The 16,859-nt window shown below is 55.5% G+C and carries 17 protein-coding genes; 8 read left to right on the top strand and 9 right to left on the bottom strand.

Translation table 11 applies throughout. The features are described from left to right. The first annotated feature begins 59 nt into the window (after positions 1 to 59). From ACR0D7_RS05255 to ACR0D7_RS05290, 8 genes are all read left to right on the top strand, one after another. Positions 60 to 875 (top strand): helix-turn-helix transcriptional regulator, encoded by an 816-nt coding sequence (locus ACR0D7_RS05255; RefSeq protein ID WP_480678045.1) that lies wholly within the window; start codon positions 60 to 62, stop codon positions 873 to 875. Between the two features lie 149 nt (positions 876 to 1,024). Further along, positions 1,025 to 2,305, top strand: a complete 1,281-nt coding sequence (locus ACR0D7_RS05260) for a flavin-containing monooxygenase (protein WP_480678046.1) — start codon at positions 1,025 to 1,027, stop codon at positions 2,303 to 2,305. Between the two features lie 17 nt (positions 2,306 to 2,322). Continuing rightward, entirely contained in the window at positions 2,323 to 2,739 is a 417-nt protein-coding gene (locus ACR0D7_RS05265) for a RidA family protein (protein WP_170382607.1), read from the top strand. 84 nt (positions 2,740 to 2,823) lie between these two features. Beyond that, on the top strand, positions 2,824 to 3,498 hold the full coding sequence (locus tag ACR0D7_RS05270) for a DUF1028 domain-containing protein (RefSeq protein WP_480678047.1): 675 nt from the start codon (positions 2,824 to 2,826) through the stop codon (positions 3,496 to 3,498). A gap of 15 nt (positions 3,499 to 3,513) precedes the next feature. Beyond that, positions 3,514 to 5,010: an aldehyde dehydrogenase gene (locus ACR0D7_RS05275; protein ID WP_480678048.1), complete on the top strand. Its 1,497-nt coding sequence runs from the start codon at positions 3,514 to 3,516 to the stop codon at positions 5,008 to 5,010. A gap of 25 nt (positions 5,011 to 5,035) precedes the next feature. Continuing rightward, positions 5,036 to 5,974: a LysR substrate-binding domain-containing protein gene (locus tag ACR0D7_RS05280; RefSeq protein ID WP_480678049.1), complete on the top strand. Its 939-nt coding sequence runs from the start codon at positions 5,036 to 5,038 to the stop codon at positions 5,972 to 5,974. A 125-nt stretch (positions 5,975 to 6,099) separates the two neighbouring features. Continuing rightward, the gene (gene argE, locus ACR0D7_RS05285) at positions 6,100 to 7,248 is read left to right on the top strand and encodes an acetylornithine deacetylase (protein ID WP_480678050.1); all 1,149 of its coding nucleotides are present in this window, start codon (positions 6,100 to 6,102) and stop codon (positions 7,246 to 7,248) included. 6 nt (positions 7,249 to 7,254) lie between these two features. Further along, positions 7,255 to 7,515 carry a CBU_0592 family membrane protein gene (locus ACR0D7_RS05290; RefSeq protein ID WP_480678051.1) on the top strand — a complete coding sequence of 87 codons (261 nt, stop codon included), beginning with the start codon at positions 7,255 to 7,257 and terminating at the stop codon, positions 7,513 to 7,515. Between the two features lie 17 nt (positions 7,516 to 7,532). Here ACR0D7_RS05290 and ACR0D7_RS05295 read toward each other — a convergent pair whose 3' ends face one another. The 9 genes from ACR0D7_RS05295 to ACR0D7_RS05335 form a co-directional block, all read right to left on the bottom strand. Beyond that, positions 7,533 to 7,895, bottom strand: coding sequence for a cupin domain-containing protein (locus tag ACR0D7_RS05295; protein WP_480678052.1), 363 nt, complete (start codon positions 7,893 to 7,895; stop codon positions 7,533 to 7,535). A 100-nt stretch (positions 7,896 to 7,995) separates the two neighbouring features. Beyond that, positions 7,996 to 9,033, bottom strand: coding sequence for an extracellular solute-binding protein (locus ACR0D7_RS05300; protein ID WP_480678053.1), 1,038 nt, complete (start codon positions 9,031 to 9,033; stop codon positions 7,996 to 7,998). Between the two features lie 19 nt (positions 9,034 to 9,052). Beyond that, complete coding sequence (locus ACR0D7_RS05305) at positions 9,053 to 9,862, bottom strand: ABC transporter permease (protein ID WP_480678054.1); 810 nt, start codon at positions 9,860 to 9,862, stop codon at positions 9,053 to 9,055. A gap of 3 nt (positions 9,863 to 9,865) precedes the next feature. Then, entirely contained in the window at positions 9,866 to 10,795 is a 930-nt protein-coding gene (locus ACR0D7_RS05310) for an ABC transporter permease (RefSeq protein ID WP_170382624.1), read from the bottom strand. Further along, a complete protein-coding gene (locus ACR0D7_RS05315; RefSeq protein ID WP_480678055.1) occupies positions 10,795 to 11,886 on the bottom strand; it encodes an ABC transporter ATP-binding protein in 1,092 nt (363 codons plus the stop codon). Before ACR0D7_RS05315 ends, ACR0D7_RS05310 begins: the two co-directional genes overlap by 1 nt. Positions 11,887 to 13,084: 1,198 nt before the next feature. Then, positions 13,085 to 13,894: an NAD-dependent epimerase/dehydratase family protein gene (locus ACR0D7_RS05320; protein ID WP_480678056.1), complete on the bottom strand. Its 810-nt coding sequence runs from the start codon at positions 13,892 to 13,894 to the stop codon at positions 13,085 to 13,087. Next, entirely contained in the window at positions 13,882 to 14,730 is an 849-nt protein-coding gene (locus ACR0D7_RS05325; RefSeq protein WP_480678057.1) for a hypothetical protein, read from the bottom strand. Before ACR0D7_RS05325 ends, ACR0D7_RS05320 begins: the two co-directional genes overlap by 13 nt. A gap of 94 nt (positions 14,731 to 14,824) precedes the next feature. After that, a complete protein-coding gene (locus tag ACR0D7_RS05330; RefSeq protein ID WP_058275445.1) occupies positions 14,825 to 15,820 on the bottom strand; it encodes a substrate-binding domain-containing protein in 996 nt (331 codons plus the stop codon). A gap of 51 nt (positions 15,821 to 15,871) precedes the next feature. Beyond that, a complete protein-coding gene (locus tag ACR0D7_RS05335) occupies positions 15,872 to 16,858 on the bottom strand; it encodes an ABC transporter permease (RefSeq protein ID WP_480678532.1) in 987 nt (328 codons plus the stop codon). Between the last annotated feature and the right edge of the window lies 1 nt (position 16,859).

The raw sequence follows: 16,859 nt of genomic DNA on the forward strand, positions 1-16,859 counted from the left end.
GCCATTATTAGTAATTACTGTACTCTTAGGGGTATATACCCCCAGGGAGGTATGAGACCATGAACCAGATTTCTGAACCCGACCTTTTGGCCGATGCCATCAAGGCAATCGGAACGCCAGGGTTCGTGCCGCGGCTTCACCTATGGCTTAAGGCCTCATTGCACTTCGACAACGTGACAATTCTCGCGTTTTTCGATGCACAGCAACCAGAGGTTTTTCTGGCAGACTCCGCTGAGCAGCGTGTGTTCGAACGTATGAACAGCCATTATGTGACCGGAGCTTATCTGCTGGACCCTTTTTATGCCCTACACACCAAACGTGCGGCGGAAGGGATGTACCATTTGGCCGAAATCGCGCCCGATCAGTTTCAGCGCAATGAATACTATAAGTCGTACTACCAACGCACCACACTGGCTGATGAGGTCGCGTTTTTCTCGTGGCCATCGCAGGACGTTTCAATGACGGTTTGCATTGGGCGTGATGCTACAACCGGATCAAAGTTTGCGTCGCGCGATCTGAAAAAGGCCACACACTTGGCCCCAATTATAAATGCGCTGGTCCGGCAGAATTGGGCAGGGATCAGTTCGCGCGGCCAGGATGCGTCAGAAAACGGGGTTGATCAGTTGCGGCAGCGCTTGACCACTGAGATGGGCATCAGCCTAAGCGCCAGGCAGGCCGAGATCGCAATCTTGATTTTGCAGGGCCATTCGTCGGTTTCCATCGGCCTTACGCTTGGGATCAGCCCGCAGACTGTGAAGGTTATTCGCAAGCAGCTTTATAAGAAATGCCAGATATCTTCACAGGGTGAGCTTTACTACCTGATCGCGCCACACCTGTCCCAGCAAGGGACAGTGCAGGGATTAGCCAAAGCCTAATTAGGGGTAAGTCAGACAATTATTTCGCCAGTTTCCAACTTGTGGGAATTTGCATGCGAAACGCGCAGGGCGTGCTGGGGCGGTACAGCACGACGCAGCATTCTATGGCCTTTCAGGTCTGATCAGGACGCAAAAAAGGAAACCGATACATGCCCATTGAAAGAACCGACACGCTGGTCGTTGGCGGTGGACAGGCCGGCATCGCGCTGAGTGAACACCTGGGAAACAACAAGGTCCCCCACATTATTCTTGAAAAGAACCGGACTGCCGAAGCTTGGCGAACTGGTCGCTGGGATGCTCTGGTTGCTAATGGCCCAGCCTGGCATGACCGTTTCCCAAGTCTGCTGTTCAATGGCGATGACCCGGATGCCTTCGTATCGAAAGACCGCGTGGCCGAGTATCTGGTGGAATATGCCGAGATGGTAAAAGCCCCGATTCGTGAAGGGGTTGAGGCGCTCAGGGCCGAACGTCTGCCGAAAGAAGGCGGGTTCCTCGTTCAAACAACGGCGGGTGAAATCCATGCCAAACGCATTGTGGCGGCAACAGGAGCTTTCCAGCACCCGGTTATTCCTCCGATCGTGCCGGAAACTGCGGGCGTCGATCAAATCCACTCATTCTACTACAAGAACCCTGATCAATTGGCCGATGGGGCCGTGATGGTGGTGGGCGCCGGGTCATCCGGTGCGCAAATAGCGGATGAGCTGAACCGCGCTGGCCGCAAAGTGTTTCTGTCCGTGGGTCCGCATGATCGCCCGCCGCGGCGCTACCGTGGCCGCGACTTTGTCTGGTGGTTGGGTGTTCTCGGCCTGTGGGATATGGCCGCGATGAAACCGGGGACCGAGCATGTGACCATCTCGGTCAGCGGGGCCTATGGTGGCCATACAATGGATTTCCGCCGTCTCGGCAATGAGGGTGTAACGCTTGCCGGAATGACCAAAAGCTTTGAAAATGGCGTCCTCAGCTTTGCCGATGATCTGCAACGCAATGTGGCTGCAGGTGACGTCAACTATCATGAGATGCTGGATTTGGCGGACGCATATGTCGAGCGCACCGGTATCGACCTGCCCAAAGAGCCCAGCGCGCGAGAGGTATTTGCCGACCCGGACAGCCTGATAAACCCTCTGGCCTCGGTCGATTTTGCCAAAGAAGGCATCACCACGATCATCTGGGCCACGGGTTTCCGGCAGGATTTCAGTTGGATCAAAGCGGATGCGTTCGACGCAAAAGGCGCGCCGATCCATCAGCGCGGTGTCTCGGTTGAACCGGACGTGTATTTCCTTGGGCTACCTTGGCAATCGCGGCGTGGTTCGACCTTCCTGTGGGGCGTGTGGCACGATGCAAAATACATCGCTGACCAGATCGCGATTCAGCGGGCATATGCCGACTATGATGGCAACGCTGCCATCGTTTCCTCAGCTGCTGCAGAATAATCAAACGGGGCCCCAAAATGGCGCATACACGCATTCGCAAATTCAACACCAAGGAAACTTACCCCGAGCAAAATCTCGACAACGACCTATGTCAGGCCGTTGTCACGCAAGGCGGTAAAACAGTCTATCTGCGCGGCCAGTGCCCACAAAATCTGGACGATGCAGTCAACATCGACAGCCATGACCCGGTCGAACAGACCCACAAGGTGATGCAGAATATCAAGCAATTGATCGAGGAGTCCGGTGGTTCGATGGAGCATCTGGTCAAGGTCGTCGTCTACATCACCGACGTTCGTCACCGCGAGGCTGTTTATCGCACCATGGGCGAATACATCAAAGGTGTGCATCCGGTCTCGACCGGGTTGGTTGTTCAGGCGCTGGCGCGTCCTGAGTGGCTGGTCGAAATTGATGGCACCGCTGTCATTCCCGACTGATCTTGCCGATCATTTCTGGAAACCGGGTCGCGCTAAAACGCTCTCACCCCGCGCGACCCGGTCTTTGTCTTTAAGGAGGCCCGAATGACATTTTCCTTGGTTGCTCGTTGCGCTGATACCGGCATGTTCGGTCTGGCAATTTCATCCTCATCGCCTGCGGTGGCTGCGCGCTGCTCGTTTGCTCGCGCCGGTGTAGGGGCGGTCGCCTCGCAAAACGTGACTGACCCAAGCCTAGGGCCGCTGACGTTGGACCTGATGGAGCAGGGCAATACCGCGCCTGAGGCCATTGAAGGGATGAAGGCCCGCGCGAATTTCATCGAATACCGTCAGGTTCTGGCGGTGGATACCGCCGGTCGAACGGCAATCCATTCCGGTCCCAATTCGCTTGGTATCTGGACACAGGCGCAGGCCGAGAATGTCGCCTCGGGCGGGAACCTTCTGGACAATGAAGGTATCCCGCAAGCAATCGTCGACGGGTTTCTGTCCGCCTCGGGCCATATTGGTGACCGACTGATTGCCGCGATGCGGGCCGGTCTGGCCGCAGGCGGCGAGGCAGGGACGGTGCATTCGGCCGGTATGAAGATCGTCGACAAGGTAAGCTGGCCGGTTGCCGATCTGCGTTGCGACTGGACCGAGGATTGCCCCATCGAGGCCATCGCAACCGCCTGGGACGTCTATAAACCCCAACTGGACGCCTATATCCAGCGTGCGCTCGACCCGCGCGAGGCGCCATCCTACGGCGTTCCCGGCGACGAATAATCAGGGAGAGACAATATGTTGGACTATTCACACGATGACTGGAAAAGCCGTGCTGCGGGTCTGTCGTTTCGCGGGCAGGCTTTTATTGACGGCAAGTTCGTCGATGCAGTATCGGGCAAGACTTTTGACAGTATCAACCCTGCCACCGGAACGGTTCTGACCCCGGTTGCCGAATGCGATGAGGAAGACATCAACCGCGCCGTCGCCGCAGGTCGTGCCGCGTTCGAAGACGGCCGCTGGTCGCGCATGGCGCCGGGGGATCGCAAGGCGGTGATGCTGAAACTGGCCGATCTGATCCGCGAGAACCTCGAAGAAATGGCGCTGTTGGACAGTCTCGACATGGGCAAACTGGTGACGGATGCCGTCACCATCGACGCGCCGGGTTCGGCGCATTTCTTCCAATGGTATGCCGAGGCCATCGACAAGGTGTATGACGAGGTCGCCCCGACCGGCCCTGGAGATCTGGCGCTGGTCAGCCGCGTGCCCTTGGGTGTCGTCGGTGCGGTCACGCCGTGGAACTTCCCGTTGGACATGGCAACCTGGAAAGCGGCGGCTGCCTTGGCCGCTGGAAACTCGGTCGTTTTGAAGCCGGCGGAACAGTCACCCTTGTCGGCTTTGCGTTTGGCGGAACTAGCGGCTGAGGCTGGTGTCCCGGACGGTGTTTTCAACGTTGTACCGGGCTTCGGCGCTACCGCTGGTCAGGCATTGGGTTTGCACATGGACGTGGATTGTCTGGCGTTCACGGGCTCGACCGCCATTGGCAAGATGTTCATGCAGTATTCCGGGCAGTCGAACCTGAAACAGGTCTGGCCGGAAACCGGCGGCAAAAGCCCCAATCTGGTCTTTGCCGATTGCGAAGATTTGGATGCAGCCGCCGACATGGCCGCGTTCGGCATTTTCTTCAATCAGGGCGAGGTCTGCTCGGCCAATTCGCGGCTGTATGTGGAGCGTTCGATTAAAGATGCGTTTGTTGAAAAACTGATCGCCCGTGCGCAGGGGACCCAACCGGGCGATCCGCTGGATCCGGCCTCGAAGATGGGGGCCATTGTCGATGAGAAGCAGACGCAGGGCATCATGCGCTTTGTCGAAGCGGGCAAGAAGTCAGCTAATCTGGTGACTGGCGGTGAACGCGTTACAGTGGACGGCAAGGGTTGCTTTGTTCAACCGACCATCTTTGACGATGTGGCGCACGACAACCCCTTGGCGCGGGACGAGATCTTTGGCCCTGTGCTGTCGGTTATTCCCTTCGACACTGAAGAGGAGGCGGTGCGTATGGCGAACGACTCGATCTACGGGCTCGCTGCGTCGGTCTGGACTGACAACCTGTCCCGTGCATGTCGGGTTTCGGACAAGCTGATGGTCGGAACCGTTTCGGTTAACACTGTGGATGCGCTATCAGCCCAGACTCCGTTTGGCGGCATGAAGCAGTCAGGCTTTGGGCGCGATTTGTCATTGCACTCGCTTGAAAAGTATACTGCTTTGAAGACCACGTGGATTAAGTACAAGGCTTGATCCACTACCAAGCGGAGATGCGCCTTTGCCTTTCAGATACACGCTGCGGCAGCTTGAGTATTTTGTGGCCGTCGGAAAGGCTGGCAGCATCGCTGCCGCCAGCGATAAGCTGAACGTCTCATCGCCTTCGATATCGGCAGCGATCACCCAGCTTGAGGTCGAGTTTGGGGTCAGTCTCTTTGTACGCGAACATGCCCGCGGTTTGTCGTTGACTAAAGCCGGACACAAATTCATGGAACGTACCGAGTTCGTGCTGCGTGAGGCCGAGTTGTTGGCCACGCTTGCAGGGGAAATCACCGGCAAGGTTCAAGGTGTGCTGTCGGTGGGCTGTTTGGTGACCTTTGCGCAGATCATCTTGCCCGGGCTGCGGCGAGAGTTCGAGGACATCTATCCTGAAGTACGTATTGAACAAAGGGAACTCAATCAGGCCGATATCTTTAGTCAACTGCGGCGTGCAGAGCTGGACATTGCCTTGACCTATGATCTGGATATTCCGGCGGACCTCAACTTTCGGCCTCTGCACCCGCTGCCACCTTACGTCGTTTTGGGGCAGGATCATCCGCTGGCTGATCGGTCCGAGCTTGCGATCTCTGATCTTCAGGACAATCCGATGGTGTTGTTGGATCTGCCCTTCAGCGGCGAGTATTTCCTGTCCTTCTTCCGCGAAGCGAATATCAAGCCGAACATCGCTGAGCGTACGGCAGATATGTCGGTCATGCGTTCTCTGGTCGCCAACGGGTTCGGATTTTCAATTGCGAATATTCGGCCGATCAACGCGTTATCGCCCGATGGTAAGAAACTGATCTTTGTGCCGTTGGCGGGTGATCTCAGGCCGATGAAACTGGGCTTGCTCAGCGCGCGGAGTGAAAATGAAACAAACACAAAGAAGGCATTTGTCGAGCACTGCGAACAAGCGGTGACGTCAGGCACGTTGCCCGGATTATATGCTGAGGCGCAAGATTAAGGCAGCTTCGGCTTCTCCTAACCTGTGCTTCGCCATTCTCGGATTTATGTTTTTCGTATGTCGTGTAGGCTGGTTGCCAAGCGTGGATGCGCACTCGACTAAGCGGTAAAGCAGGCTCAATTCGAATGACAGAAACTCTGGATATTCTGGAAAAGCTGATTGGCTTTGATACCGTCAGCAAGAACTCCAATCTGGACTTGGCGGGATATGTAGAAGAGTTTCTGGAAGCACGCGGTTTCGCCGTTCACCGCATTACTGATCCTGGTGGTGAAAAGACCGGTCTCTTTGCAGAAAAGGGGCCGGACGGCGACGGAGTTCTGCTATCTGCGCACACCGATGTTGTGCCGGTTGAAGGCCAAAGCTGGACTAAAGATCCCTTTCGCCTAACCCGTGAAGGCAACCGCGTGTACGGGCGCGGTACGACCGATATGAAAGGGTATGTGGCCTCAGTGATGGCGTTGGCCGATAGGGCATCCGCTGCGAACTTGCGTGAGCCGCTTAAGATCGCTCTGTCCTATGATGAAGAGGTAGGTTGTGTCGGAATTCAGCACATGCTGGACCGATTGGCCCCAATGCTTGGACAACCTCGGGCCTGTTTCGTGGGCGAGCCCACCGAAATGCAGGTGGCTATCGGGCACAAGGGAAAGGCTGCGTTGCGCGCCGTGTGTCATGGGCAAAGCGGGCATTCCGCGTTGGCTCCGAAATTCGTAAACGCACTTCATCTAGCCACCGATTTCGTTCAGGAATTGCGTAGCCTACAAAAGACTTATGCCGAAACCGGCAACTGTGACCCGGCCTATTCGGTGCCGTATACAACCTTCCATGTGGGAATAATGTCGGGTGGCAAGGCGTTGAACATCGTGCCAGACCGGGCTGAGCTGACCTTTGAGTACCGCCATCTTGCGTCGGATCACGGTAGGGACATCCTGCGCCAGATACAGGATGCGGCGGGCAGGGTAGGCGCGAGGTATCAAGACATTTGTGCAGAAACGCGTGTCGAGGTTGAACAATATAACGCATATCCCGGCCTTAATGTCGCTGAAACCGATGCAGTGATCGGCTATGCACAGAAACTGGCGCAGAGCAACGCAACCACCAAGGTCGCCTTTGGCACCGAGGCCGGGTTCTTTAGCGAATTGGGCATACCCACAGTCGTCTGCGGACCGGGATCGATGGAGGGGCAGGGCCATAAGCCGGATGAATACTTGGAGATCGGACAACTCAGCGCCTGTGATGCGATGATGGACCGTATCCTCGATGACATCAGCAACTGACCGATTATGAATCTGCTTCAAGACCTAACTTTCGTTGATGGCCTCGGCATTCTGGGTTCGGCGATCATCATCTGCGTCTACTATCTGGCGACCCGCAATATCCTTCCTGCGGACAAGATCGCGTTCAATGCGTGGAACATCGCAGGGGGATCGCTGGTTATGCTATCCCTGATCTATCGCCCCAATCCGAGCGCCATCGTGATGGAGGTTATGTTTCTGGGCATTGCCACCTTGGCAGTGTTCAGAAATCTACGCGGCGCGAAATAGCCCGCACCGCGTGCCAGTCATGCTGCAATCATATAGAACTTGCGCAGAGTCTGGGTGATTTCCCAGGTGCAAGGCGTGCCTTTGGCAATGAAAAACGTGTCTCCACCCGTGAATGTCTGCGCCGAGCCGTCCGCGTCAGTCAGCGTGACTGAACCCGAGAGCACCGTCATCATCTCATCCACTGGATAAGCTGCGATCACCTCGCGGCAAGGGGCGCATTCCCAGACACCGACCGATATTTTCTCATCGCGGCTTTCGAAAAAACTGCTGATGGTTTCGGTCTTGTCATCGGTGGTGAAATCATTTTCCGCCACCAGTGAGGATGGACCAAAGCCGGTCTCGGGGTTACCGTCAGCTAGCAGGCGAATTGGCTTTTGCATTTTACAGTCTCCTTCCATTCGGCCACTGCGGCCATGAATGAAAACAGCCCCCCGAGACAGGTGATACTGACGCGGAGAGCTGCCGCTCAGAAGATTAGGATCATTTCTTCAGGTTGGTCCAGATTTGATCGTAAACCGATTGAACTTCTTCCGAGCAGACCTCGATAAAGACACCGGGGCCTGCATCCGCGTGAGGGTTCTTTTCAGGCTGGGCAGCCAGCGCCGGGTCCAAGAAGCTTTCCACGCCGTTAATACCTGCATTGTACTGTGCAAAGTTGGTCACGGCGGCGATATTTTCAGGCTCCAATAGGAAATCCATGAAGATCAGCGCGTTTTCACGGTTGGGCGCATCTTTCAACAAAACAACGTTGTCCATCCACGCGATATAGCCTTGCGTCGGATAGGCGTATTCCACGTTGGCGCCTTCTTCACGTGCCTTGGCGGCGAAACCATCATAGATCTGACCAACGGCCGCGTCGCCCGAAACCAGCACCTCTTTTGCGGTGTCCGAGTTGAACGAGGCCCAATGCTGTTTGGCCTCTTGCAGCATGGCATTCAGCGCCTTCAGTTGATCGCGATCAGTCGAACATTGCGGGATGCCCATATGCAACGCGGCCATGGCCATCACTTCGCCCTGGCTGTCCAGCATGTTGATGCGGCCCTGCAACTCGGCTGGGGGGTTGAACAGGATGTCCGTGGTCTGAATGTCACCTTCATAGGCGTCGCGGCTGACTGCAAAGCTGGTTGAGCCCCACTGATACGGGATCGAGGACTGGCGACCGGGATCGAAACTTGGGTCAGCCCACTCCGCGGCGATGTTGCCCTTGTTCTTCAGCTCACCGTCGGCAATCGTGTCCAGCATGCCTTCACCCGCCATGATCGAAACCATGTAGTCACCGGGTACGGAAACATCATAGGTGCCGATGCCGCCCGCCTTGAGGGATGCCAGCATCGACTCGTTCGAGTCGTAAGTGTCCATAGTCACGTTGATGCCGGTTTCTTCGGTGAATTTATCCAGCAGTTCCTGCGGCATGTATTCGAACCAGTGGTACAGAACCAGTTCGCCTTCGGCAGCGGCGGCATTGGCGCCGATGGTCAGGGCAAGTGCGGCGACGCCGCTTTTCATCATATGTTTCATGTGTTTCTCCATCTGTTGGCTATTTTGTGTTGTCAGACTTGCTGACGAAATAACTGATCGTGACCATGATGATGGACACACTCAGCAACATGGTCGAAATCGCCATGATATTTGGTTTGATCCCCTGCTTGACCGAGCCAAAGATCGCGGTTGGCAAGGTCTCAACACCTGCGCCTTTGACGAAATTGGTGATGATGAAGTCGTCCAGGCTGACAATGAAAGCCAGCAGGAAGCCCGAGATAATGCCGGGCATCATCAAAGGTAGCAGGATCTTGGTGAATGCCTGTCGTTTCGTGGCATATAGGTCCAGCGCGGCCTGTTCATAGCTATCTTCAATCCCTTGCATCCGTGCAGAAATTGGCAGGTAGGCGAAGGGGATACAGAACGCGATATGGGCCAACAGGATCGTCAGAAGCCCGCGTTCGAACCCGACCGAGTTAAAGAAGATCAGGGTCGCAACCGCCAGAACGATCTCGGGTACCATCAGCGGCAGGCTGATCAGCCCGAAGGACAGCGTGCGAAAGCGGAACTTGCCGCCGCGCACCATGCCCGTCGCCGCCAGCGTGGCAATGGCCGTAGCAGTTATTGCAGCGATGATGGCGATGACAAAGCTGTTCTTGGCCGCCGTTTTGAACTTGCCGCTTTCCGGGCCGGTAAACACATCCGCATACCAGCGCAGGGACACGCCCTCCCAGTTGGTCAGCGATTGCGAGGCGTTGAAGCTGTAGATCGTCACCACGATCAGCGGCGCATAGAGGATGACCAGACACAGCAGGGTGATCCCCTTAAAGCCGGTGTAGGACTTGATGTCGAATTGCTTGCTTGCCATCGGTCAGCCCCCCGCCTTGTCGGCTTTGGCCTGTTGCCGTGCCGAGAACATCAGAATGATCAGCACCATGCTCAGCAGGATCATCGACGCTGCTGCGCCAAACGGCCAGTTACCAGCATTGCCCTTGAACTGTTCTTCGATCAGCGAACCGATCATGAAGTTTTTGGCCCCACCCAATAGGTCCGGCGCAAGGAACGACCCCATCGAGGGAACAAAGACCAGAATACAGCCCGCAAACACGCCCGGTTTGACCGCCGGCAACAGGACCCGCCGCAATGTCGTCCACTTCGACGCGTAGAGGTCAGCCGCCGCTTCGGAGAGGGCGAAGTTGTAGCGTTCCACCGCTGCATAGATCGGCAGAACCATGAAGGGCAGGTAGGAATAGAACAGGCCCAGTTGCACCGCGAAATTCGTGTTCACGATGTGCAGGGGGCTGTCAATCAGACCGATATTCATCAAAAAATCGTTCAGCGGCCCCTGATCCCGCAGCAGGAACTTCATCGATACGGTGCGGATCAGCAGGTTGACCCAATAGGGGATGGTGATCAGGAACACCCAGACAGGGCGCATGTTTTCTGACCGGGTCGCGATGAAATAGGCCGTTGGAAACCCGATCACCAAGCTAAGGAGCGTTGCTGCAGCGGCCTGCCAGATCGAGCGCCAAAAGATCGTGATGTAGGTCCATTCAATCTTGGGCGGCTCGTCCCCGAACAAGCCACGATCAAAGAAGAACTGATCGTAAGCGGCCAGAGAGAACTCCCAAATCACACCGCCACGGAACTCTTTCGTCAGGAAAGAGTAGATCAGCATCATGATCACCGGCGCCAGCACCAGAATGGCCAGCGTGACCCAGGCGGGTAAAAGTAACCACGTGCGAGCTTCTTTGTAGGTATCGGTCGTTGCGCTGCCGCCGCTTGCCGCACCCGCCGCCATCAGTCTGCCAGGAGGCGCGCGGCCCCCAGCTCCATGTTGACGAACATCTCAGTGCCCGGCTCAAAGATGCGCTTGTTACCGCGATCTGAGTTCGAGGTGCGGACGATAAAATCCGGCCCTTCATCCAGATGCACAATGGTGGTGATGTCGGTGCCGACAAAGATGTTGTCTTTGACCCGCCCGTGCAACCCTTCGGATTCAACAGGTTCCGAGGACATATACAGGCGTTCTGGCCGGATCGACATATGGACCTTGGACCCAATGCCTATCCCGTCGACTGCGTTGCAAGTCAACTCGTGCCCGCCTCCAAGGTGGCACGTTGCGCGGCCGTTTTCGATGCCGTCGACCGAGACCTCCAGCAAGTTGGTCTCACCGATGAAATCGGCCACGAACATATTGTGCGGGCGCTCGTAAATGTCGGTCGGCGTTCCAAGCTGTTGCATTTCACCTGCCGACATCACCGCAATACGGTCGGACATGGTCAGCGCCTCTTCCTGATCGTGGGTGACGAAGATGAAGGTGATCCCGGTTTCGCGCTGCAATTGCTTAAGTTCCAGCTGCATCGCCTTGCGCAGCTTCAGATCCAGCGCTGAAAGAGGCTCGTCCAAAAGCAGAACCTTCGGCTGTGGCGCCAACGCGCGGGCCAATGCCACACGCTGTTGCTGCCCACCCGAAAGTTGGCTTGGTTTGCGTGCCGAAAACTGGCTGAGTTGCACCAGTTCCAACATCTCGCCTGCTTTCTTAAGCGCCTCGGATTTCGATGTCCCACGCATTTCCAGCCCGAACGCCACATTTTCGAGAATGGTCATATGCGGAAACAGGGCGTAGTTTTGGAAAACCGTGTTCACCGGGCGTTTGTTCGGCGGCAGGTTCTCGATCTCATCACCGAAGAGGAAAATTGCGCCTTCGGTCACATCTTCGAACCCGGCGATCATGCGCAACAGGGTTGTCTTTCCGCAACCGGACGGGCCCAGCAGCGTGAAGAACTCATTGTCCATGATTGACAGAGAGATCTTTTTTAGTGCGGTGAAGTCGCCATAGCGTTTAACCGCATCCCGCACGTCAATCGCGATTTGTTCTGTATCGGCCAAACTCGCCTCCCTAAGCGCCGCGAAGTCACTGCCGGGTATATACGGGCCGTGCGGTCGTCTTAAGAATTGACTTCCTCATCAAATATTAGGATTAGCCTAATCATTTTATATTGTTGTTTTAAAACAATGGAATAAGCGTTTGGCGACGAAATTTCTCATGTAAAGAAAATCTACACTTTAGATGTTTCATTTACGTTTTGGATGTTGCATCAAGGTGACTGAGGGTGCGGAATTCCCGAAATTGTAATACGAAAAACAATATGGGTGCAGGGTGAATGATGCCTCTGTACTCACGCCACTGTTCGCATCCTTCGGATGTGATACACCGTAGCACACTCGAATCGAACCCTCTTGGCCGCGCGGCAGGAAACCCAAAGGATCATGCCGCGCCGCACATTTAGGTATTTGGAGCGAACGCTTTGAAAAATAACGCACAAAAAGCAGCGCGTTTAAGCGTAGCACCCATGATGGACTGGACGGATTCATTCTGAAACTCCTTATTTTTATGGAGTTTTGCGGTGTCTTTAGAATTTGTAGCACTGGTTGTAGCACCGGTTTTCCAGGGTGGGGCATTTGGTTGTGTTCTTGTAGCACGGATCAGCGACCAGAAACCCAGAATGTAGAGCCGCCTGAATGAGTTGCTATACTTCCCAGGCGGATTGAAATGTAGCTACGGCCCCCAACAAAAATCTCACATCTAACTGCAGTTTCGGCCCTAAGCTGCCGTCCAGCGTACAGCACAAATGTCGCGGTGCGGCCTTTCAAACCTGACTTTCGCCGCGAGTGCAAAATTTGGAGGTAGTCGACTTAACAGTTTCGGGATACAGCCGACTTTTGCAGGCGCAGCTTTTGCTCGCGCAGAAACTCTTCGCGACAGCAGCAACCAGATCGCTGCGATGCCGCCAATACCTCGCAAGCAGTCGTTGATTTTCCTTCCGAATGCTATTTCCAGAGCGTTCCTTGCCAAGAATATTGGCACGAAATCCATTTGGATGACCTGCTATGTGTTGCAACCAAGTAGAAATGTCTCTCTGTCCGCAACGCAGTAATGCCTCAGGTGAAACGGAACGTTTGCGCTGCCAGACAGGGTAGAGACTTCCGACATCGGAACCTTGGTAGGCTGCGCGCATTTTCGGTCTGCGAGCGCCCTCGGATTTCATCAACATAGTGGACACGTCAACTGGAGCAACCAGGACTTTCACCAGTGCGGAAACCGCTTCTCAAAAAACTTAACGATGTGAAATGAGAATAGCCTTTTGATTGAGGTTCTCATTGCGATGGTGGATGTCATTTTCGCGGGGCTTCCGTCTTGCGGATCGTACCCGATTTTCCGTTTTGTTTCGGCGATATCCCAACGCATGCCTGGGTTGTCTGACATAAGATTTAGGGCGGCAAACGCAACGTCCTTTGCGTCTATCGCTGCGCGCATGCCGTTTAGGAAATCCCGATCGCTCAGCCACATCTCCTGACCCCAACGGCCCATCGCCATATGCGGTCCAGGCTTGTTGTCATGGGTCCATTGGGTCCAGCCGATACGCAGACAGATGACCGAAAGCCCATGATGCTGCGCAAAGTAAGCTCCGGTCCGCTCGCAAAACAGCTTTGACATGCCGTAGGCATTCACTGGCCCTGGAGGCGTGTCGCTATTTAACTCATCAGCAGTGAAACGCTTGTCTCCTTGAACCCAGTTCGAACTGGCGAGAACCACACGTTTAACGCCCATCGCCACGGCATGATGGTAGAGCAACAGCGTCGCGTCCATGTTGTGCTTGATCGCTGATGACCAGCTTGCGGCAGGCTCACGGTCTCCGGCCAGATGGACGATCACATCCACTCCTTCCAGAAGTTTGATCCAGATAGGGTCACCAGACAGATCCGCGATATGAATATCCGGGTGATCAACCGGGCGAATGTCGATCCCTGACACTTTGTAGTCAGGATCCCCCTCCAACACGTCGAAGAGTTTTCGACCCAGATGCCCACCTGCACCTGTAATCAGGACATGCATGATAGTAACTCCCTATTCGAGCCAAGAATTGGTGGATTGCTGTTTGGCCAAATTTCAAAGTCCTGACGAAACCTGAGCGTCTCATCCCGCGCCAAATCAGATTTTGGCGAGTGCCATTCGGCCTCACAGTAGGAATAGTCGCCCGAATTGAATACCTCGACGGGATACTGATGCATAAAGCTGTCGCTCGGTGCTGGCGGGTGTGTTGTACAGAGTATCCAGGTGCCAGCTTTGCCGATCTTGATAAGCGTTTCCCCATCTGGGTTAGGAAGTCCAACCTTGAATTCTTGTTGTTTGGCGCAATCTGCAATGACGCAGTTTGCCGTCAGTTCAACCATTGATCCGGAGTGCCCGAAAACGGGATGGATTTCGGGATCGCCCATCGTAATCCCGATCGTGGCGGGCGTATTGATCATCATGACTGACCAAATGCCTGTTGCCCTGGAAACGTGACCGTGATTGGTCACACTATGCTCAATGCTCCACGCAGCGGCTGACTTCAGGGTGATGCGCCGCGCCACGGACAGATGCGAGACAGGACAGATCTGGCTTGTCAATTCGACATGATCCTCATCTCGTGAGGTGACCAGAAAAGGGTCACTGTCGAGTGCCGTAAACGGGGCACTATCCTTCCAGGCCGTGTCCGGAGCTATCCAGGTTTTTTCTCCGCCCCAGAGGGGGAAACCAAACTGCGGGGAGCGTGTTGGCAAGTCGGCCAGATCAATTTCATCAACCGGCAAGTGTACCAAGTCCGGATTCTGAAAAAGCAGCGATTGCTCTTGGAATGTAACGCCCCACAAACGGCCACCAATTCCGGGCAGGATAACAAGCTCCAATCCGCCTCTTGTTAACTGCAGAACGGACCATCGATCAGACATGAGGGGTTCCCGGGCGGTGACCCGGCACAAAACTTCTGCGCCGGGAAAACGATTAGACGTGTTTGAATTGGGCGACGTTTTGCGCCGTTATCGGCATCACCCCAGTTTCGACGCGTTCTGGCAGTGGATTGATCCCGGCGGCCTTCCAATCCGGCAAGACCTTCAGTGCGTCCGTGTTCTGCCAGTGCATCATGTGGAAGGCGAGGAAGATCTCGAGGTAGGATTTTTGAGCTACCGCACCGTGGATCGTGCCGTCTTCGATATAGGGCAGCATGTCATCGTTGCGGTCCATCGCGACGATCTTGATGTCCTTGCGACCTGCTTCGGTCACCGCGATGGCTGCGCCTTTGCCGCTGTCGCCGTCCGTACCACCAATGCCAACAATGTCAGGGTTGGCCTGGATAGCCTGAAGATAGGCCGTCGGAGCGTATGACGGGTCGGCTTTGTCGTTGACGACGTCAACCACCTCAATGTCAGGATATTTCTCTGCAAAGATCTGTTTGTACCCTTCGACACGCTCCAGGGTCGACGGCGCTGGGAATGTACCAAGGATGACTTTTCCCTTTCCACCAATGGCTTCGGCCAGCATCTCGCCGCCGACGCGGCCAGCCTGAACGCCGTTGATGCCCAGGAACGTTGATCTGGGGCTGTCGGGAATGTCACCAATACAGCAAGTGATGGGGATGCCGGCTTCGACTGCGCGTTCCACGCCGGGCGCCAGAGTCGCCGGATCGCCTGGGAAGATCAGGATGCCAGCGGGACGGCGGGCGATCAGTTCATCAAGCTGACGCGCCTGTGCTGCTGTGTCGAAGTCCAGCGGACCGGTGAACGTGGCCTTGATACCCATCAGTTCTTCCAGGTCTTCCATTGCGTTGCGGTAATCCACCCAGAACGGCACCTGAGTTACGATGGAGAGAAAAACATATTCCTTACCAGCCGCCTGTGCCATGGCTTCCTTCGACAGGATTGGTAGTCCGAAGGCGGCGGCCAATCCTGCGGTAGTGCCCGCAGTCAGCAGCCTGCGCCGATTTACAGTCATCTCAGTCATCGTGATCTCCCTTTTGGATGATTAGTAGTTTTCGGTTTCTTTTGATCGAGGTCAGCCCCGTTTACTGCGGATCAGCATGTCCAATGCGACGGCTGAGACGAGCACGCCACCGATGACAATCATTTGCCAGTAGATCGAAACGGCTTGCATGGTCATCGTGTTGTTGATCAAGGCAACGAACACGACGCCAAGGAATGCGCCGAGAATTGTGCCTTCGCCTCCGCGCAACGATGCACCACCGATAACGGCCGCAGCCAGCACTTGCAGTTCGATTCCATTGCCTGCTGTTGGCGTGCCGCTCATCAAGCGGGAGGCGAGTAATACCCCAGCCAAGGCCGCCAAAACGCCCGTGAGCGCATAAAGGATGATGCGAACGCGTGTTACGTGGATGCCTGAAAGCATCGCCGCTTTTTCATTTGCACCGATGAAGTAGACCTGCCTGAAAAACCGGGTGTGGCGCACTGCCAGGTCAAAAAGGACCACCAAAACGAGGGTCAGCAACACGATCACAGGAAAGCCGCCAATGTCGGTCTTGCCAATCCAGCCGAATGATGCGGGCAGACTGGAGACTGAGAAACCCTCGGTCAGAACTAACGCGATGCCGCGCGCGATCGACATTGTCCCAAGTGTGGCGATCAATGGGTTGATCCCGAGTCCCGTGACAAGCAAACCGTTTACAACCCCGACGACGCAGCCAAGGATCAGGCCGCAGATCACCGCAAGTGGGATCGGCATGCCGGTCAGCAGCAACATTGCAACAACCGTGGAAGACAGTGCCATGACCGAACCAACCGACAGATCAAAACCGCCAGAAGCCAGCAGAATGGCCATGCCGATCACAATGATTGCTGTTGGGGCCATGCCCACGGCCACGGCTCGGAAATTCGAGAGGCTGAAGAAATAGGGATTGACGTTGGCCATCACGATGATGATCGCGGCGATCAAAACGATCAGCGTCAGTTCACGGATGTCAACGAATGCCTGCAGGACGCGGCGCATAAGTGACCGTTTCTCGGAAATGTTGGCTTGAGCGACCATG

The sequence above is a fragment of the Ruegeria sp. BB7 genome (genome assembly GCF_056539365.1).